Source organism: Pollutimonas sp. M17, from assembly GCF_025836975.1.
Taxonomy (GTDB): Bacteria; Pseudomonadota; Gammaproteobacteria; order Burkholderiales; family Burkholderiaceae_B.
Genome location: NZ_CP107548.1, coordinates 2,740,352 through 2,757,669, shown reverse-complemented (window position 1 = coordinate 2,757,669; position 17,318 = coordinate 2,740,352). Strand labels below are relative to the sequence as shown.

Annotated in this window: 16 protein-coding genes; 10 read left to right on the top strand and 6 right to left on the bottom strand. The window is 59.5% G+C overall.

What is annotated here, in order from left to right; translation table 11 throughout:
* Nucleotides 1–26: 26 nt before the first annotated feature.
* Nucleotides 27–1,148 (top strand): molecular chaperone DnaJ, encoded by a 1,122-nt coding sequence (gene dnaJ, locus OEG81_RS12980; RefSeq protein WP_264129672.1) that lies wholly within the window; start codon nucleotides 27–29, stop codon nucleotides 1,146–1,148.
* Nucleotides 1,149–2,223: 1,075 nt separating this feature from the next.
* A complete protein-coding gene (locus OEG81_RS18080; protein WP_317135350.1) occupies nucleotides 2,224–3,825 on the top strand; it encodes a methyl-accepting chemotaxis protein in 1,602 nt (533 codons plus the stop codon).
* A 181-nt stretch (nucleotides 3,826–4,006) separates the two neighbouring features.
* On the opposite strand, the gene OEG81_RS12965 is transcribed toward OEG81_RS18080, so the two are convergent.
* The 4 genes from OEG81_RS12965 to OEG81_RS12950 form a co-directional block, all read right to left on the bottom strand.
* Entirely contained in the window at nucleotides 4,007–6,760 is a 2,754-nt protein-coding gene (locus tag OEG81_RS12965; protein ID WP_264129671.1) for a M16 family metallopeptidase, read from the bottom strand.
* 83 nt (nucleotides 6,761–6,843) lie between these two features.
* Nucleotides 6,844–8,016, bottom strand: coding sequence for a vWA domain-containing protein (locus OEG81_RS12960; protein ID WP_264129670.1), 1,173 nt, complete (start codon nucleotides 8,014–8,016; stop codon nucleotides 6,844–6,846).
* Entirely contained in the window at nucleotides 8,006–8,620 is a 615-nt protein-coding gene (locus OEG81_RS12955; protein ID WP_264129669.1) for a GNAT family N-acetyltransferase, read from the bottom strand. The genes OEG81_RS12960 and OEG81_RS12955 overlap by 11 nt, the downstream gene beginning before the upstream one ends.
* Nucleotides 8,621–8,669: 49 nt before the next feature.
* A complete protein-coding gene (locus tag OEG81_RS12950; RefSeq protein ID WP_264129668.1) occupies nucleotides 8,670–9,542 on the bottom strand; it encodes an AAA family ATPase in 873 nt (290 codons plus the stop codon).
* A gap of 155 nt (nucleotides 9,543–9,697) precedes the next feature.
* On the opposite strand from OEG81_RS12950, the gene OEG81_RS12945 reads away from it, so the two are divergent.
* Nucleotides 9,698–10,051 carry a c-type cytochrome gene (locus tag OEG81_RS12945; RefSeq protein ID WP_264129667.1) on the top strand — a complete coding sequence of 118 codons (354 nt, stop codon included), beginning with the start codon at nucleotides 9,698–9,700 and terminating at the stop codon, nucleotides 10,049–10,051.
* 12 nt (nucleotides 10,052–10,063) lie between these two features.
* Nucleotides 10,064–10,426, top strand: a complete 363-nt coding sequence (locus tag OEG81_RS12940) for a c-type cytochrome (RefSeq protein ID WP_264129666.1) — start codon at nucleotides 10,064–10,066, stop codon at nucleotides 10,424–10,426.
* 101 nt (nucleotides 10,427–10,527) lie between these two features.
* On the opposite strand, the gene OEG81_RS12935 is transcribed toward OEG81_RS12940, so the two are convergent.
* Nucleotides 10,528–10,956 (bottom strand): DUF1841 family protein, encoded by a 429-nt coding sequence (locus OEG81_RS12935; protein ID WP_264129665.1) that lies wholly within the window; start codon nucleotides 10,954–10,956, stop codon nucleotides 10,528–10,530.
* Nucleotides 10,957–11,148: 192 nt separating this feature from the next.
* Between OEG81_RS12935 and icd the strand changes: the two genes are divergently transcribed.
* The 3 genes from icd (at nucleotide 11,149) to OEG81_RS12920 (ending at nucleotide 13,199) form a co-directional block, all read left to right on the top strand.
* Nucleotides 11,149–12,405 (top strand): NADP-dependent isocitrate dehydrogenase, encoded by a 1,257-nt coding sequence (gene icd / locus OEG81_RS12930; RefSeq protein WP_264129664.1) that lies wholly within the window; start codon nucleotides 11,149–11,151, stop codon nucleotides 12,403–12,405.
* Between the two features lie 186 nt (nucleotides 12,406–12,591).
* On the top strand, nucleotides 12,592–12,888 hold the full coding sequence (locus tag OEG81_RS12925) for a type II toxin-antitoxin system RelE/ParE family toxin (RefSeq protein WP_264129663.1): 297 nt from the start codon (nucleotides 12,592–12,594) through the stop codon (nucleotides 12,886–12,888).
* Between the two features lie 5 nt (nucleotides 12,889–12,893).
* The gene (locus tag OEG81_RS12920) at nucleotides 12,894–13,199 is read left to right on the top strand and encodes an addiction module antidote protein (protein WP_264129662.1); all 306 of its coding nucleotides are present in this window, start codon (nucleotides 12,894–12,896) and stop codon (nucleotides 13,197–13,199) included.
* 23 nt (nucleotides 13,200–13,222) lie between these two features.
* On the opposite strand, the gene OEG81_RS12915 is transcribed toward OEG81_RS12920, so the two are convergent.
* Nucleotides 13,223–13,858 (bottom strand): peptidoglycan DD-metalloendopeptidase family protein, encoded by a 636-nt coding sequence (locus OEG81_RS12915; RefSeq protein WP_264132595.1) that lies wholly within the window; start codon nucleotides 13,856–13,858, stop codon nucleotides 13,223–13,225.
* Nucleotides 13,859–14,140: 282 nt separating this feature from the next.
* Here OEG81_RS12915 and OEG81_RS12910 point away from each other — a divergent pair, with 282 nt between their 5' ends.
* From OEG81_RS12910 to OEG81_RS12900, 3 genes are all read left to right on the top strand, one after another.
* A complete protein-coding gene (locus tag OEG81_RS12910) occupies nucleotides 14,141–15,478 on the top strand; it encodes a chloride channel protein (protein WP_264129661.1) in 1,338 nt (445 codons plus the stop codon).
* An 85-nt stretch (nucleotides 15,479–15,563) separates the two neighbouring features.
* Nucleotides 15,564–16,292, top strand: coding sequence for a GntR family transcriptional regulator (locus OEG81_RS12905; protein ID WP_264129660.1), 729 nt, complete (start codon nucleotides 15,564–15,566; stop codon nucleotides 16,290–16,292).
* 38 nt (nucleotides 16,293–16,330) lie between these two features.
* Nucleotides 16,331–17,302, top strand: coding sequence for a Bug family tripartite tricarboxylate transporter substrate binding protein (locus OEG81_RS12900; protein ID WP_264129659.1), 972 nt, complete (start codon nucleotides 16,331–16,333; stop codon nucleotides 17,300–17,302).
* Nucleotides 17,303–17,318 lie beyond the last annotated feature (16 nt).

The following is a 17,318-nucleotide window of genomic DNA, read 5'->3' as shown; positions in this document are numbered from 1 at the left end:
AGACGTCCAAGACGCAAGCGACTCAAATGGCAAAACGCGACTATTATGAAATTCTGGGGGTAGCGAAGAACGCTTCTGACGATGAGCTGAAAAAGGCTTATCGCAAGCTGGCAATGAAGTACCACCCGGATCGCAATCCCGATAGCAAGGAAGCGGAAGAAAAATTCAAAGAGGCCAAAGAGGCCTACGAAATGCTGTCCGACGAGCAGAAGCGCGGGGCGTACGACCGATTCGGCCACGCAGGCGTCGATCCCAACTCGGGGATGGGCGGCGGCGGAATGGGCGGCGCGGGTTTTGCCGATGCATTCGGCGATATCTTTGGCGAGATCTTTGGCGGTGGCCGCCGCGGCGGCGGTCCGCAGGTGTATCGCGGCGCCGACCTGAAATACACGCTGGACATCAGCCTGGAACAGGCGGCCAATGGTTTCGACACCGAGATCCGGGTTCCAAGCTGGGAAACCTGCGATGTGTGCCACGGCTCCGGCGCCAAGCCGGGAACCCATCCCAAGACCTGCCACACTTGCGACGGCGCGGGCACGGTGCGCATGCAGCAGGGCTTCTTCAGCGTGCAGCAAACCTGCCCCACCTGCCATGGCACGGGTAAGGAGATCACTGATCCCTGCACGGCCTGCGACGGTGTCGGGCGCACGCGCAAGAACAAGACCTTGCAGGTGAAGATCCCCGCGGGTATCGACGACGGGATGCGCATACGCTCCAGCGGCAACGGCGAGCCCGGCGTCAACGGCGGGCCTCCGGGAGACTTGTACGTCGAGATTCATCTGAAGCCGCACGGCATATTCCAGCGCGACGGCGAAGACCTGCACTGCGAATTGACCATTCCGTTTACAACGGCGGCGCTGGGGGGCGAGCTTGAAGTTCCGACCTTGGCGGGTCGGGGCGAGATCACGATTCCCGAAGGAACCCAAACGGGCAAGACGTTCCGTTTGCGGGGCAAGGGGATACGGGGCCTGCGGGCCAGCTATCCGGGTGATCTGTACTGCCATATTTCGGTGGAAACGCCGGTGCGGCTGTCCGATGAGCAGAAGAAGATCTTGCGCCAGTTCGAAGCCTCGCTGCAGCAGGGCGGTGAAAAGCATTCGCCGAAGAGCGAGTCATGGACGGATAGGGTCAAGAACTTTTTCTCGTAGGCGGTGGCTGAGTAATCGACTGTAGTGGCCTGGCATCCCTGGTTGGGGTGCTGTGTGGCGTTGGCCCGCGTTGGGCCAGGCCCAGGCGGGATTTCTTGAGAGGGCGGCCGTGGCAAGCGCTGCTCCGGCTTCGCGCGCATGGTTCTGGCTCCGCCAGAACTTCCCGGCCCGGCAGCTGAAAGCGGAGCGTACGCGGAACTCGCCCGAATGGACGGCCCCCGGCCGTCCATAAGCCCGGGCTCAAACAGCCGCGTACTTGCACCTCCGCTTTCAGCTGCCGGGCCGGCATACGCGAGGCGCCTGCGCCGCACTTGCCACGGCCACCCTTTGCGTCATGAGTTCGCCGGGAGGGCGCTTCGCCGCTACGTTGGAGACTGGCAGCAGCGGCCCCCAGGCTCAGGAATCTATCGACCGGTCAACCCGGAAGCCATCATCCAAATGCATGCTGCCTAAGAATCCATCGGCAGGCTTCGCGGACTATTTCTCGTGCTTGCTTTCATCCGCGGCAATCGCTGTACTGAACAGCGATGGATCCAGCCTTTTTCGCAGTGCCGCATTCACCCCTTCGGCCATCCCCGAATAGCCTTTCGAATAAGACCGGGAGGTTAGACGTCTCGAACGGGACCAGCTAGTGTTGCATCCCGCTCTTGGCGCCTTCAAGGCTGGTCCGTCTTCAATCTCTGAATAACATCCGCCTGGGCCACAGGCTGGAGTACCGCGCGTAGAACCAAGCCTTTGTAGTTAAACGATATTTAACGATAGAGCGCAAGGTGTACATGAGCGAAGGCATGCCTTTTGAGCGAGCATTGCTGACGTATAAGAACAACGATAACGATTTTATTGCAAAACCTTTAATTATATTAGTTGTGACATGCTTATGTCATATAGTACATTCCCTAACCGTTACAACTGTAATGACGAGTGGTTTGTATTTCTTATTGTTACGGCTTGGGCGGCTTGACCATACCTTGCATAGTGCAAGGCAATCGATATTCGCCGACACGTGGCATCTGCGGCTCGGGAGGGTTGCGGTTACCGATTCTAAATATAGAAATTTACAAATAAGGATTAGAAGGTGAACCGATTTAGTATTGGAGCGAGGCTGGCAGCAGGTTTCGCATTGATGTTGATATTTATAGCGATCTTGGCAACGCTGTCGTTCTGGCGGATGCAGGGAGGCGCTCGTGCTACCGACGAGATTGTTGAGCGCCGCCTCCCCATAGAGCGACTGCTGACGGAATGGGGCACCATCGTCCGCGAAAATGCTTTACGAGTGTCCGTAATCTCCAAGGTGACGGAGGCCGAAACGCGTAAGGAATTTGAGCAAGACATGGCCGCAGCGGCCAAGACCTATGACGAACTTCAAAGGAAACTCGAAGCCGCGATCATTGATCCAGAGGTCGACCGCTTGTTCGAGATTGTGAAGCAGGAGGCCAGCGAGTACGGGAAAGTGCGCGACGAGGTGGTTCAGGCACAGAACTTTGGTGATTATGACCGAGCCCAACGGCTGGCCGGCGAGCTGTCCAAGATGCGGATCGAGTACGAGCGAAGCATTGCTTCACTGATTGCATTCCAGCAAGACTCGATCAACCAACGAGGCGATTTGCTTAAAGAGAACAATCAGGCAGCCATCTGGGCCGTCACGGGAGTCGGATCTTTTGCCTTGTTGATCGGCCTGCTTTTCGCCTATGGCATCACCCGTTCCATCACTCAGCCTTTGAAGCGCGCGGTGGAGTATGCCAGAGCTGTTGCCAAGCGTGATTTAACGCAGCAAATCGAGGCGAATGGGCAAGATGAGCTGAGCCAGTTGCTCAATGCGCTGCGTCAGATGAATACTAATTTGGTGGGAGTGATCGGCCAGGTTCAGGAAGGGTCGGATGCGATAGCAACTGCATCAGCACAGATTGCTGCCGGCAATATCGATTTGTCTTCGCGCACTGAAGAGCAGGCAAGCTCCTTGGCCGAAACAGCCGCGACGATGGAAGAGCTGACGACCACTGTCAAACAGAATGCCAGTAGCGCCGAACAGGCGAATCAGCTTGCTGAGACTGCGGTAAAAGTGGCCATTGAAAGCGGTGATGTCGTGGCGCAAGTGGTCGACACCATGGCGTCCATCGATGGCTCCGCCAAGCATGTGGTGGAAATTATCAGTGTAATTGACGCAATAGCCTTCCAGACGAATATCCTGGCGCTCAATGCCGCTGTTGAGGCTGCTCGTGCCGGTGAACAAGGGCGCGGGTTTGCTGTCGTGGCAAGTGAAGTTCGCAGTTTGGCACAGCGTAGTGCGACCGCCGCCAAGGAGATCAAAGGCTTGATCGAAACGTCCGTTCATGCCACTGAGGAGGGCAATAAGCTTGTAATAAAGGCTGGCGATGCGATGAAAGAGACGGTAGACAGCATCAAGAAAGTGGTGGCCATTATGGGTGAAATTACTACTGCCAGCAGTGAACAAAGCGTCGGTATCGAGCAAGTGAATCAAGCTGTGGGGCAGATGGACCAGGTGACACAACAGAATGCGGCTCTTGTCGAAGAAGCTTCTGTCGCCTCGAGCAGCATGCAAGACCAAGCCAAGGAACTGGCCCGCTTGGTGGCGACATTCAAGGTGAGCAAGAATACCTTGGTCCTGGAGAGCGAAGAACCCGTAGTTATTGGTCAGCGCCTCGTTCTCGCCGTGTAGCCTTAACCGTCCTGCGGCGTTCGGCTCCCTTTAAAGGGAGCCGGATAGCTCAAGAAATAGTTCTGCCCGTAAAGCTGGGTTCAGAAGTCGCCTGTACCAGGGACCTATTATGGCCTGCCCAGGTAGCCTCCATCCTCCTTGGGACGAGTTTCGGGAGCTTGGTTACTCCAAGCTCGAATAGCTATTTCTCCTGCTTGCTTTCATCCGCGGCAATCGCTGTACTGAACAGCGATGGATCCAGCCTTTTTCGCAGTGCCGCATTCACGTCCTCGGCCGTCAGCGCCGCCAGTTCCTTGTCGATTTTCTCGGACCAGTCGAAGCTGCGATCGAGCTGCATGTAGTTGATCCAGGCCGAGGCCAATGTGCCGTCCCGGCTGCGGGCCAGCTTGCGGAAGTTCAACAGGGCGGCTGCACCTTCACGCACTTCCTCGTCCGTGAACCCATCGTTCAGCACCCGCTTCAGTTCTTCGTTCACTGCACGTTGCAGCCGCTGGCTGTTCTCCGGGGCATGTATGGCATAGATGGTCCAATCCCCCGAAGGTTCGTAGGAGGACGCATCCAGATAGCTGCGCACATCGTAGGACAGGCCGTCCTGCACCCTGACGCGGGACCAGAGGCGCGAGGTCTCCGAGCTGCCGAGCAGGTAGTTGGCCAGGTACAGCGCGGTGTAGTCCGTGTCGGTGTCCTGCAGCTTCAGGGGCAGCTTGGCCAGATAGAAGGCATTCGCCTTGTCGGGTGTGTCGATGGCGAAGGTCTTCGGCGGAACCTCCCGGTAAGGGTCGGCAACCCGGGTATAGGCGGGCGCCTTGCGCCAGCCCTCCAGGCCTTCGGCCAGGGCGGCTCTCACGGCGTCCGCGTCGAAGGCGCCGACGGCGGCAAACTCGATGGTTCCGGCGCCATAGAAACGGCTATGGAAGTCGACCAGTTGCTGGCGCGTTAGCGAGGCGATACTTTGCTGCGCTTCGTCGAAGGTGGGCGTATAGCGCACATCGTCGGCGGGCCATGGATTGTCGTGGCGGGCCAGAGCGCGGGAGGCCAGGGCGCTGGGCTCCGCTTTGGCGTCGCTGATGGCGGTGCTGGCCTGGCGCTTGTATTCGGTCAGTTCCTGTTCGGGGAAATCGGCATCGCGGACGATATGCAGGACCAGCTTCACCAGCTCAGGCAAATGTTTTTCCGTGGTCGACATGTCAACCATGACGATTCCGGCCCCGCCGCCGAAATCGACGCTGGCTTCCAGCGCATCGAAACGATCCTCGATCTCCTGGCGGGACATCCTGTTCGTGCCGTGATCCAGCAGCGACGCCACCGCGCTGGATATGTCCCGCTGGCCTTTCAGGCTGTCTGCATCGCCGAACTGGATCAGCAGATTCGCCTCCACCCGGTCGCCGCGCGTGGGCTTGGACAGCAGGGCGAGCTTGACCTTGCCATTGGGCAGGTCGAGCGGCGTGCGCTGGGTGGCGGCATCGATGTTTGCCGGACTGGTGTCGAACGCGGCCACGGACTGGGCGGTGTCCTTGCCTTTGTAATCCTTGAACAAGGCGGCCAGGTCGACGTCCGGCGCCGTGGGAGCCCTTAGTGGCTTCTCTGTCGGTATGTACCGGCCGTTGGTGCGATTGCTGGGCACCAGATAGGCGGCCGTTACGCGCTGCACGTCGGCAAGCTCCATGCTTTCCACCCAATCGCGCTGCAAAAAGAACAGGCGCCAATCGCCGTCGGCGGCCGTTTCCGACAGGGCCGAGGCCAGGCTGGGCGGATTGGCATATGTCTTGGACCAGTCGGTCAGCCATTTATTGCGTATGCGTTGCAAGTCCTGTTCGGTAAAAGGCTCCGACGCGACTGAAGCCAATGTGTCGTTCAGGGTGGCCAGGGCCTTGGCCTGATCCATGCCGGATTCCAGCTGGGCCCCGAAAAAGGCGTAGCCCGGCTGCCGCAGACCGGCGGCAAAGCCGAAGACGCTCGCGCTCAGGCCTTGGCCGACCAGTGCTTTATAGAGCCTTCCCGAAGGCGTGTCCGACAGGATTGAAACGCCTATGTCCAGGGCGGTGAAATCGCGGCTGCCGGCGGACGGCGCATGATACAGCGCGGCGATCAGCGGGCTGCCGCCCTGGCGGCGCAAAGTGACCAGGCGCTCGCCGTCCTGAACGGGCTCCACGGTGTACTCGGGCGGCAAGCTGCGTTCGGGCCGGGGGATTTTCCCGAAGGCCTTGGCGATGGTTTCAAGGCTGGCATCGGGATCGAAACGGCCGGAGACGATCAGCACGGCATTGTCGGGCTGATAGTATTCCTTGTAGAAAGCGCGCAGTTGGCCGATGTCCACATTTTCCACGTCCGAGCGGGCGCCTATGGTGCTGTGGCCATAGTTGTGCCAGCGGAAGGCGGCCGCCTGCATCTGCTGCATCAGCATCTGGAAGGGGTTGTTTTCGCCGCGCTCCATTTCGTTGCGCACGACCGTCATTTCTGAATCCAGGTCTTCCTTGGCGATCAGCGAATTCACCATGGCATCGGCCTGCCATTCCAGATACCAGGACAAGGTTTCCGGATTTGCGGCAAAGCTTGCGTAGTAATTGGTGCGGTCGCTGCTGGTCGAGCCATTGGCGGCCAAGCCGCGCTTGGAGAACTCCGCCAGCGCATTGCGCAAGGTGGGCGTGCCGCGAAACAGCATGTGTTCCAGCAGATGGGCCATGCCGGTCTGGCCGTAGTTCTCGTGGCGCGAGCCCACCAGGTAAGTCATGTTGACGGTGGTGGTGGGCTTGGATGCGTCGGGAGCCAGCAAGACGCGCAGGCCGTTCGGCAGGGTGTATTCGGTCACGCCTTCGACCGAAGGGCCTTGCGATACCCCCGCAGGCAATTCTTTGGCGCCCGCCGCAGCCGCCATGAAGGCAAGAAGAAGAAAAATGCCGAAACGAATCAGGGTCTTGGGCAGTAGGGTTTGCATGCGCGCGTCCGTACGAGAATATCGGTGAGTGCCAGTGCTTCTTTTAACACAGGCGGCTTGCGCGCATTTACCGTGCCCGGGCTTTATTTGGACAGGTGGCGCATGGCCTGTTCGATGCCGCTGACGGTCACTCCATACATGCGGTCGTGCATGATGTTCTGGATGATGGCGATGGACTGGCGGTATTGCCAGTAGGCGGCGGGTTCGGGATTCAGCCAGACGGCCTTGGGCCAGTTGTCCAGCAGGCGCTGCAGCCAGGCCGCTCCCGTTTCCTTGTTGTAATGCTCCACGGATCCGCCCGGCTGCAGGATCTCGTAGGGGCTCATGGTGGCATCCCCCACGATGATCAGGCGCCAGTCGTCGTTGTACTTGCGCAGTATGTCCCAGGTGTCGAAGCGCTCGGAATAGCGGCGTCGGTTGTTCTGCCACAGGGATTCGTAGGGACAGTTATGGAAGTAATACACCTCCAGATGCCGGAATTCGCTGCGCGCGGCTGAAAACAATTCTTCGACCCGTGCAATGTGGTCGTCCATGCTGCCGCCCACATCCAGCAACATCAGCACTTTGACCGTGTTGTGCCGCTCGGGCACCATCTGCAAGTCCAGGAAGCCGGCGTTGCGGGCGGTGCTGCGGATGGTATGGTCCAGATCCAGTTCCAGCTCGGCGCCCTCGCGCGCAAAATGCCGCAGGCGGCGCAATGCCATCTTGAAATTGCGGGTGCCCAGCTCCTGCTGGTCGTCATAGTCCTTGAATTCGCGCTTTTCCCAGACCTTGACGGCGGTCCGGTTGCCGGCGGACGGCCCGCCCACGCGTATGCCCTCCGGGTGATAGCCGCCATGCCCAAAGGCCGAGGAACCGCCCGTGCCTATCCATTTGCTGCCGCCGGCATGGCGCTCTTTCTGCTCTTCCAGACGTTCCTTGAAGAGCTCCATCAGCTTGTCCCAGCCGTGTTTTTCGATCGCCGCCTTTTCCTCCGGAGTGAGGTTCTTCTGAAACTCCTTGATCAGCCAGTCCAGAGGAATCTCCTTGTCTTCCGGGAAGGCGGCCTGCAGATTGCGGTAGAACTCGCCGAATGCCTGATCGTAGCGGTCGAACAGGGTTTCATCCTTGACCAGCGTCATGCGGGCCAGATGGTAGAACTCGTCGATGGTCGGCGCCATCAGATCGCTTTTCAGGGCGCTGAGCAAGGTCAGGTATTCCTGCACCGACACCGGCAGCCTGCGTGCGCGCAAATGGTAAAAAAAATCAATCAGCATGATAGGCTCGCAACTTGTATTCCAGGTGCCTCTCGACCTCGGGCCATTCGCCTTTGGCGAGGCTGTACATGACCGTGTCGCGCACCGTGCCGTCGCGGCGCAGGGCATGGTGCCGCAGGACGCCGTCCTTGCGGGCGCCCAGGCGTTCTATGGCACGCTGGGACGCAATATTGAAATTGTCGGTGCGCCATCCCACCAGCGCCGCGCCCAGCACCTCGAATGCATGGCGCAGCAGCAATAGCTTGCAGGCGGTATTGACGTGGCTGCGCTGCCAGCTTTTGCCATACCAGGTGTAGCCGATTTCCAGCCGTGCCAGGGCGGGCACGATATCGTGATAGCGGCTGGTGCCTATGACGCGGCCGCTGTTGGCGTCGATGATGGCAAAGGGCAGCATATGCCCCGCCGCCTGGCCTTGGAGGGCTGCCTGGATATAAGCGGCGGCGCCGCCCGGTTCGGGCACCGACGTGACTCGCAGCTCCCAAAGCCGGCCGTCCGCGGCGGCTTCTTCCAGAGCGTCGGCGTGATCGCGATGCAATGGCATCAGGCTGACCCCATGCCCGCTAAGTGTGGTGGGAGAGGGCGGCTGAAGGAATCCTTGTGTCATGCTCACGGCCTTGCTGGGTTCGTTATGGGGTCGGGTGCGCCGGAGCGGATCAGCGGCGCTGGCCGGCGCGCGCCACGGCGGCCAGGCGCTGAAGCAGGGTCAGGTCCTGTTCGTTCTTCAGCAAGGCCCCCGCCATCAACGGCAGGTCGCCTTGCGCGCCGCTGATGTCCTTGGCCGATACGGCTTCGTTCACCAGCAGGCGCAGCCAGTCCAGGAACTCGGAGGTCGATGGCTTCTTCTTCAGTCCCGGGGCATCGCGCAGGGCGAAGAAGGTGTCCAGGGCTGCCCGAAGCACGTCCTCCCGGATGTCCGGATAGTGCACCGCCACGATCTCCTTCATGGTCGAAGGATCGGGAAAGTTGATGTAGTGGAAGAAACAGCGGCGCAGGAAAGCGTCCGGCAAATCCTTTTCGTTGTTCGACGTAATGATGATCAGCGGCCGGTGCCTGGCCTGTATGGTCTGGCGTGTCTCATATACGTGGAATTCCATGCGGTCCAGTTCGCGCAGCAGATCGTTGGGGAATTCGATGTCGGCCTTGTCGATTTCATCGATCAGCACGACCACCGGCTCCTCCGACTCGAAGGCGCGCCACAGCACTCCTTTGACGATGTAGTTGCCGATGTCGCGGACCTTTTCATCGCCCAGCTGGGAATCGCGCAGGCGCGATACGGCGTCGTACTCGTAAAGTCCCTGATGGGCCTTGGTGGTGGACTTGATGTGCCATTGCAGCAGGGGCCGCTTCAGCGCCGCGGCGACCTCCTCGGCCAGCATGGTCTTGCCGGTGCCCGGTTCGCCCTTTATAAGCAGCGGCCGCTGCAGCGCAAGCGCCGCGTTTACGGCGAGTTTCAGGTCGTCGGTGGCGACATAGCGCTCGGTTCCCGTGAATCGTTCGGAGGAAAATGCGGGTGCGGCAGAAGTCATCGTATCGTTCCGTGGTTGGGGAAGGCTGCTCGTCCGCTATTGCAAGATTGAGCATTCATTCGTGTATGGCGTGTCCCAATTATCGTACAATCACCATTTTTAGCCGGTCTATTGACATAGATCAAATTTTATTCAACGCCAAAACAAGAGCTATTATGAAGTTGCGAACATCCCTGACGCGCACCTTGAATGCGCTAGCCGTTGTGGCCTCCTGTGCCATCGCGGGCCAAGCACTTGCGGCCGATGCCGCGCCTGTGGGCGACGCCAAGGCCGCTCTGTCTAAAACCTCTATGTGTATTGGCTGCCACGGCATCCCGGGATACAAGTCCAGCTACCCCGAGGTCTACCACGTGCCCATGATTGCCGGCCAGAATGCCGAGTACATTGTTGCCGCGCTGAAAGAATACGCCAGCGGCGCACGTACGTTCCCGACCATGGAAGCCATTGCGCAAAGCCTGTCCGAGCAGGACATGGCCGATCTCGCGGCTTACTATTCCAGTCTTAAATAATCGGGGGCCTGAATGAAAAAACTGACACTCGCCTTGGCTGGCTCCGCCTTGTTCGCCCTGGCTTCGGGCGCGCTCGCCGCCGACCTGGATGCCGGCAAAGCCGCATTTGAAAAATTCACGTGTGCGTCCTGCCATGGCGCCGACGGCAAATCGTCCACCATGCCGGCCTACCCGGTATTGGCCGGCCAGCACCAGGATTACCTGGAGCATGCGCTTCGCGCCTACAAGCGCGGCGCCTCCGGTGCTCCGGCCACTGCCAATACGCGCAAGAACGCCATCATGGGCGCCATGGTGGCCCAGCTGTCGCCGGCCGATATCCAGAACATCTCCGCCTGGTTGTCCAGCCTGCCCTCGCCTTTGGCGGTGCGCAAGTAAGGTTCTGCTCCGCAAGAAAGGCGGGGCTGTAAAAAGCCAAGAGGCCAAGTCCTGTATCCGCAGGACTTGGCCTTTTTCTTTAAAGCATAATGCGGGCCGGGTCAGTTCCGGCTTGCGTGGCGCCGGATCAGCTCCAGGTATTTATCGGTGTCCAGGGGTGTCCCCAGGCGTTGGGCTTCCCAGACGACTTCGCCCAGCGCCTCCATGATGACGTGCGCGGCGTCGTGGGCGTCGCGGGTGGCCAGCAGGCTCTGGAAAGCCGCTTTGATGCCGGGTGGCTGGTCTATGGACAACTGCTCGTTGATCGCCAGGTGCATGGACAGGTGCAGGAAGGGATTGGTCTTCCCCTGTTCGACGGAAAAATCCCGGTTTGCGCTATCCGGGCTTTCCAGGTCGGCGTGGTATTCCGGGTGCTGTTCGATCAGGTCGACCGCCATGGTTTCCAGGGGCGTCAGGATCCCGCCCGAACGGTGTTTGCTCCATGATTCGGTGAAAAACTGGCGTACCTGTTCCCGGGAGGGATTGAACATAAAGCTTCCTGTTGTATAGCGATGGCTGCAAGCGCATCATTTTAGCTTCCCCCGCATCGCGCTTTTGGTCGAGGCGGGGTGGGGCGATATCAGATTTGTTAAATTTAGGATAAACTACTCTTATATAAGACTGAGCTTTTTGCTTTTCGTTCAACCGATTTCTACTCCTTCCGGAGCACAACTGGAGCATCCATGTCCTATCAGCACATCAAAGTCCCGGCAGCGGGCCAGAAAATCACGGTTAACGCCGATTTTTCGCTCAACGTCCCCGATGAGCCCGTAATCCCCTTCATCGAAGGCGATGGCACCGGCGCCGATATCACGCCGGTCATGCTCAAGGTCGTTGACGCTGCGGTGGCCAAGGCTTATGGCGGCAAGCGCAAAATCCACTGGATGGAAGTCTACGCCGGCGAGAAGTCCACGAAAGTATATGGCTCCGACGTCTGGCTGCCCGAAGAAACCCTGGAAGCCGTCAAGGACTACGTCGTTTCCATCAAGGGCCCTCTGACCACGCCCGTGGGCGGCGGCATCCGTTCGCTGAACGTCGCGCTGCGCCAGCAACTGGACCTGTACGTCTGCCTGCGCCCCATCCAATACTTCAAGGGTGTTCCTTCGCCCGTGCGCGAGCCGGAAAAAACCAATATGGTCATTTTCCGCGAAAACTCGGAAGACATCTACGCCGGCATCGAGTTCGAAGCTGAAAGCGCCAATGCCAAGAAGCTCATTTCCTTCCTGCAGAACGAACTGGGCGTCACCAAGATCCGCTTCCCCGAAACCTCGGGCATCGGCGTCAAGCCGGTTTCGCGCGAAGGCACGCAGCGCCTGGTCCGCAAGGCCATCCAGTACGCCATCGACAACGACAAGCCCTCGGTCACCCTGGTGCACAAGGGCAACATCATGAAGTTCACCGAGGGCGGTTTCCGCGACTGGGGCTATGAGCTGGCGCAAAAGGAATTCGGCGCCCAAATGATCGACGGCGGCCCATGGTGCAAATTCAAGAACCCCAAGACGGGTCGTGAAATCACCGTCAAGGACGTCATTGCCGACGCCTTCCTGCAGCAGATCCTGCTGCGCCCGGCCGAGTACGACGTCATCGCCACCCTAAACCTGAACGGCGACTATGTGTCCGACGCGCTGGCCGCACAAGTGGGCGGCATCGGCATCGCCCCGGGCGCCAACCTGTCCGACTCCGTTGCCATGTTCGAAGCCACCCACGGCACCGCGCCCAAGTACGCCGGCAAGGACTACGTGAACCCCGGTTCCGAAATCCTGTCCGCCGAAATGATGCTGCGCCATATGGGTTGGACCGAAGCCGCCGACCTGATCATCTCCAGCATGGAAAAATCCATCCTGTCGAAAAAGGTCACCTACGACTTCGCACGCCTGCTGGAAGGCGCGACCCAAGTGTCGTGCTCGGGCTTTGGCCAGGTGATGATCGACAATATGTAAGTCGGCCGTCATATCAGGTAGTACACGAAACCCGCATTCCACATAGGTTTGCGGGTTTTTTCATTCGCTTGCTTGTGTCACATCGTATAAGGCAATCCAAAGTCTATCCCACACTATCACCCAGCCAGACGCGCCCCCCAGCCCAGGAATGTTGACGCAGTGTGAATAAGTGATTACAGTTGCCTTATGTTCACAGTCAAGCAAACGCCGGAGTTCGAGCGATGGATTGGCGGCCTGAAGGATGGCATGGCTCGAATTCGCCTGGCAAAGCGCTTGGATAAGGTTCAGCGCGGCAACCTGGGTGATGTGGCGCCGATAGGCGAGGGCGTCAGCGAAATGCGTGAACACTTTGGTCCTGGCTGGCGAATGTATTACGTCCAGCGGGGCGATGTGTTGATTGTCATGCTGGGCGGCGGCGACAAGTCCACACAGAATGCCGATATCAAGCAGGCCATCGCGCTGGCGAAGACACTGCAGGAGTAACCTACATGACCAAGACAAGCAAGATTTCCGAGCTGCCGGAGTTCGACATGGCCGAAGTCCTCAAGACGGATGAGGACATTGCCAACTATCTGACGGTGGTTCTGGAAGAAAACGATCCCGCCGAGCTTTCCCATGCGCTGGGTGTCATTGCCCGCGCGCGTGGTATGACGGAAGTCGCGCGAGCCAGCGGTCTGACACGTGAGGCGCTCTATAAGGCATTGCGCCCTGGATCGCACCCGCGCTTCGATACCATTGCCCGTGTATGCGCCGCGCTGGGTGTGCAACTGACTGCCCGGCCTGCGCATTCATAGACTTATCTTGGGTGCTTGGCGGGTCACTGCAAAGATCTCTTGGGCAGATACCGCAATGCATCGACCGCCTTGCCGCCGTAGCGGAGCTCGAAATACAGGTTCACGACATTGCTGCCCGTGTTGCCCATCGTGGCAATTGTTTGTCCTTGCCTGACCTGCGCGCCTTCTTTTGCCAATAAGGTTTGGTTATGAGCATAGACGCTTAAAAAGTCGGCGTCGTGCTTCACGATGAGCATATTGCCATAACCTCGCAAGCCATTGCCGGCGTACATCACTTTACCGGCTGCCGCAGCCTTGACGGGCGATCCAGCCACGCCGGCAATATAAACGCCCTGGGTGTGGGGAGCCGAGCTGCCCCGGTTGGGTCTTCCTTCCGCGGGCCAGACGAGATCGATGGATCGTGGGGCGGCAATGGATGGACTGTTTGTCGATGCCCGGGGAGCGGGAGCCGTCGCTGTGCCACCCCTTACATTAAGAACCTGCCCGACCCGGATACTGTTGCCGTCTTTCAGCTTATTCAAACGGATGAGGGTATCGACGCTTTGCCCATGTTCGCGAGCAATCTTTGTGAGGGTATCCCCCCTCGCGACGCGATACTGACCTTGTCCGACGGGTTTGGTGGTTCCGCAGGAAGCCAGCAATATCGCCATGCCCAGCATGGCCAGGGACAGACCGTAAGGGCGGATTGCCGCCGAGGCAGAATTCAAAGTCCTTGCGATAGGGCGGTGTCGGGTAACAAATGTCGGCAGAAGCATGTTCAGTGAATAAGTGGAAGCGTACTGTTCCAGCAACATACTACACGACGGTCGCGCAAGCGCGGATCCTGGGACTTCAGGATGTTACGATGTAGCGGTGCAGTTCGCCAGTCCGCCCACCATCCAGACAGAATCCGCTTGCCGAAAGGCTTGCGGGTTTTTTCGTCCTTCACCGAATAATTATCCATGCGACGCATCGATTATGTAGAACCATTGGTCATGCTGGCAACGGTCGTGCAATGGCTGGTTCTGGCCACGATTACGGGCGTGGTCGTGGGCATGGGCACCAGCCTTTTTTTGCATGTCTTGTTCTTCCTGACGGATGAATCGATCTCAGTGCCTTTCTGGCTTCAACTGCTGTTGCTGCCCCTGGGCGGCTTGATCAACGGCCTGATGCTGTACTACGGCTACCGGGCCAACGCCGGTGGGCTGAAGGACTCCATGCTGGCGGCAGTCTACGAGCAGGGCGGCAAAATGCCGTTCAAGACTGTGCTGATCAAGCCTGTCGCGGCGATTGTTACGTTGGCCTGCGGCGGCTCGGCGGGCAAGGAGGGGCCGTGCTCGCACATCGGTGCGACGCTGGCGTCGGCCATCGGGCATTCCCTCAAGCTGAATGCCGAGCTGCGCAAGCGCCTGGTGGCTTGTGGCGTAAGCGCCGGCTTCGCCGGCGTATTCGGCACACCCATCGGCGGGGCCATTTATGGGGTCGAGGTGCTGGCCATAGGGCGTATCCGGCACGACTTCCTGCTGCCCGCCATCGTAGCCGGGGTAACGGCCTTCCAGGTAAGCAAGATCTTGGGGATACCCTACGAATACTTCCATATTCCGGTGTTGCCGGAATTTTCCGAGCTGCTGTTCATCAAGACCGTGCTGATCGGCATGATCTGCGGCATGGCGGCGCGGGTGTTCGTCGATCTGACACACGGGGCCACGCGCCTGTTCCTGCATGTGCGGACACGTTTCGGCGTGTGGCCGCCGCTTATGCCGGTGTTGGGTGGCTGCGTGCTGGCGGCCTTGATATTCGTGATTCCGACAAAGTATCTGGGTCTGAGCCTGCCGCTCATGAACCAGGCGCTGGCGGGGGAATCCATGCCTTACATGGGCTTCTTGTGGAAGAGCCTGCTGGTGGCCATTACCCTGGGGTCCGGGTTTTACGGCGGGATCGTCACGCCGCAGTTTGTCATTGGGGCGGTCACCGGGAACGCGTTTGCGCATCTATTCGGAATCAGTCCGGAACTGGGCGCGGCGGTGGGCCTGGTGGCGGTGGTGGCGTCCGCATCGAATACGCCGCTGGCGGCCATCCTGATGGGCGTGGAGCTGTTTGGCGGAACAGTGGGCACGGCATACGTGGCTGGCGCGGCGATTGCCGCGTATCTGATCATAGGGCATCGAAGCGTCTATCCTGATCAGCGCCTGGCGTATGCGAAATCGTCCTGGATGAGCATCCGGCCCGACTTGCCGGTCGGGCAGGAAAAGGCCCATCTTTCGTATGGCTTGCTGAAATGGTGGAAGCGGCGGCGCTAGCGTCAGCATAAGAAGTGCATGGTTCACTGCTGCCATCTTGCTAACATGTTAGATAAAAGTTAGAATGCGGCCAAGGAGATGTCTTATGGCCACGCATTCTTTAGAAAAACCCGCCGGCGGCGCTACGAGCCTGAGGAATCAGGCGTACGAGCTGTTTTGCGAGCAGGTGCTTGCAGCCAGGCTGCGCCCGGGCCAGTTCGTTTCTCAGCAAGAACTGACCTTGCTGCTGGGCATGCCATTGGGTGCCATACGGGAAATGATCCCCAGGCTGGAGGCGGCACGACTCATCGTCACGGTGCCCAAGCGGGGGCTGCAGATCATGCCGGTCGACCTTAAATTGATCCGCAATGCCTTTGATGTCCGGCTGATGATCGAAAAGGAAGCTGCCTGCGCCTTCATTCGAAGCACCTCCGACAGCGAGCTCGAGCGGATAGCGGAGGCTCACAGGGCGATGCTTGGCCGCGCCATCGACGACAAACCCGATCCCAGGCTGGACAAGGAGGCCCTGGCACTGGACTGGAACTTTCACCATCGCATGGTCGATGTCCTGAATAACGAAATCATATCGGACATGTACCGTGTCAATAGCCTGCATATCAAGCTTATCCGCATCGACAGCGATCTGGCCCGGCCAATGCGGGTGGTGCCTGCGATGCGGGAGCACCTCGCATTCATCGCCGCGCTTCAGGCGCGCGACGAACCACGCGCCGTGGCGCTCATCTGTGAACACATCAATGCATCGCGTCAGCGCGTCGTGACTCGTGCCATGGGTTTGCAGATGAACGATGGCGCTCCCTTGCGTCATTCGGGATGATTCCTCAACGACAGAAAACCGATCATCGGGAGACAAACATGAAACAACGATTCATTTTCCGCGCCTGCCTGGCGGGCGTGCTGGCGGCTTGCGCCGCCGGCGCCACGGTGGCCGCCTATCCTGAAAAGCCCATAACGTTGGTCATACCGTTCGCAGCGGGTGGAAACAACGATATTTCCGGCCGGCTCATCGCCAAGAAAATGGGCGACATCCTGGGGCAGGCCATAGTCGTGGAAAACAAGACCGGCGCGGCCGGCGCCATAGGCGCCGCATTCGTCGCGCAGGCCAAGCCCGATGGCTACACGCTGGGGTTTCTTAGCAGCGGCCCCTTGGCGGCCAACATGAGTCTCTATAAATCGCTGGCGTATGACTCGCTGAAGGATTTCGCTCCGGTCGCCCGTACCACGACCAGTCCCAGTGTTCTGGTGGCGAACCCCTCCGTTCCCGCCGACGACCTGAAGTCTTTCGTCGATTATCTGAAGAAGCACCCGAACAAGGTGAACTATGGCACCTCGGGCAATGGCTCTTCGCCTCATTTGGCAGCGGCTCTGTTTGAATCGATGGCCGACGTCAAAATGATAAACGTGCCGTACCGCGGCGGAAGCCAGGTCAACACCGACCTGTTGGGCGGGCAGATCCAGATTTCCTTCAGCCCCATTCTTGAAGCCGTCCCTCTGGTCCAGTCGAAGAAGCTCAAGGCGTTCGCCGTGACCTCGGCGACCCGCTCCGACTTGCTGCCCGATGTTCCCGCACTGGCCGAATCGTACCCCGGCTACGAAGTGCTGACCTGGAATGGCATTGTGGCGCCCGCGGGCACGCCGGCCGACCGTATTGCCAGGCTGAATGCCGCCGCCGTGCAGGCCGTCGGTTCTCCGGATGTGGTCGAGCGCCTGAAGCAATTGGGCCTGCAGCCCGCGCCTTCCGACAGCCAGGGCTTCGGGCGGTATATCGAGCAGGAAATCAAGCACTTCGCCAAGTTGCTGCGCTTGGCGGGTGTCGAGCCGCAATAACCCCAACCATTCAGCG

What these genes read in the sequence shown, in the direction of transcription:
- dnaJ (WP_264129672.1), top strand. Translation starts at nt 27, where the DNA reads ATGGCAAAACGCGACTATTATGAAATTCTGGGGGTAGCGAAGAACGCT.
- OEG81_RS12965 (WP_264129671.1), bottom strand. Translation starts at nt 6,760, where the DNA reads ATGCAAACCCTACTGCCCAAGACCCTGATTCGTTTCGGCATTTTTCTT.
- OEG81_RS12960 (WP_264129670.1), bottom strand. Translation starts at nt 8,016, where the DNA reads ATGCTGATTGATTTTTTTTACCATTTGCGCGCACGCAGGCTGCCGGTG.
- OEG81_RS12955 (WP_264129669.1), bottom strand. Translation starts at nt 8,620, where the DNA reads ATGACACAAGGATTCCTTCAGCCGCCCTCTCCCACCACACTTAGCGGG.
- OEG81_RS12950 (WP_264129668.1), bottom strand. Translation starts at nt 9,542, where the DNA reads ATGACTTCTGCCGCACCCGCATTTTCCTCCGAACGATTCACGGGAACC.
- OEG81_RS12945 (WP_264129667.1), top strand. Translation starts at nt 9,698, where the DNA reads ATGAAGTTGCGAACATCCCTGACGCGCACCTTGAATGCGCTAGCCGTT.
- OEG81_RS12940 (WP_264129666.1), top strand. Translation starts at nt 10,064, where the DNA reads ATGAAAAAACTGACACTCGCCTTGGCTGGCTCCGCCTTGTTCGCCCTG.
- OEG81_RS12935 (WP_264129665.1), bottom strand. Translation starts at nt 10,956, where the DNA reads ATGTTCAATCCCTCCCGGGAACAGGTACGCCAGTTTTTCACCGAATCA.
- icd (WP_264129664.1), top strand. Translation starts at nt 11,149, where the DNA reads ATGTCCTATCAGCACATCAAAGTCCCGGCAGCGGGCCAGAAAATCACG.
- OEG81_RS12925 (WP_264129663.1), top strand. Translation starts at nt 12,592, where the DNA reads ATGTTCACAGTCAAGCAAACGCCGGAGTTCGAGCGATGGATTGGCGGC.
- OEG81_RS12920 (WP_264129662.1), top strand. Translation starts at nt 12,894, where the DNA reads ATGACCAAGACAAGCAAGATTTCCGAGCTGCCGGAGTTCGACATGGCC.
- OEG81_RS12915 (WP_264132595.1), bottom strand. Translation starts at nt 13,858, where the DNA reads ATGCTGGGCATGGCGATATTGCTGGCTTCCTGCGGAACCACCAAACCC.
- OEG81_RS12910 (WP_264129661.1), top strand. Translation starts at nt 14,141, where the DNA reads ATGCGACGCATCGATTATGTAGAACCATTGGTCATGCTGGCAACGGTC.
- OEG81_RS12905 (WP_264129660.1), top strand. Translation starts at nt 15,564, where the DNA reads ATGGCCACGCATTCTTTAGAAAAACCCGCCGGCGGCGCTACGAGCCTG.
- OEG81_RS12900 (WP_264129659.1), top strand. Translation starts at nt 16,331, where the DNA reads ATGAAACAACGATTCATTTTCCGCGCCTGCCTGGCGGGCGTGCTGGCG.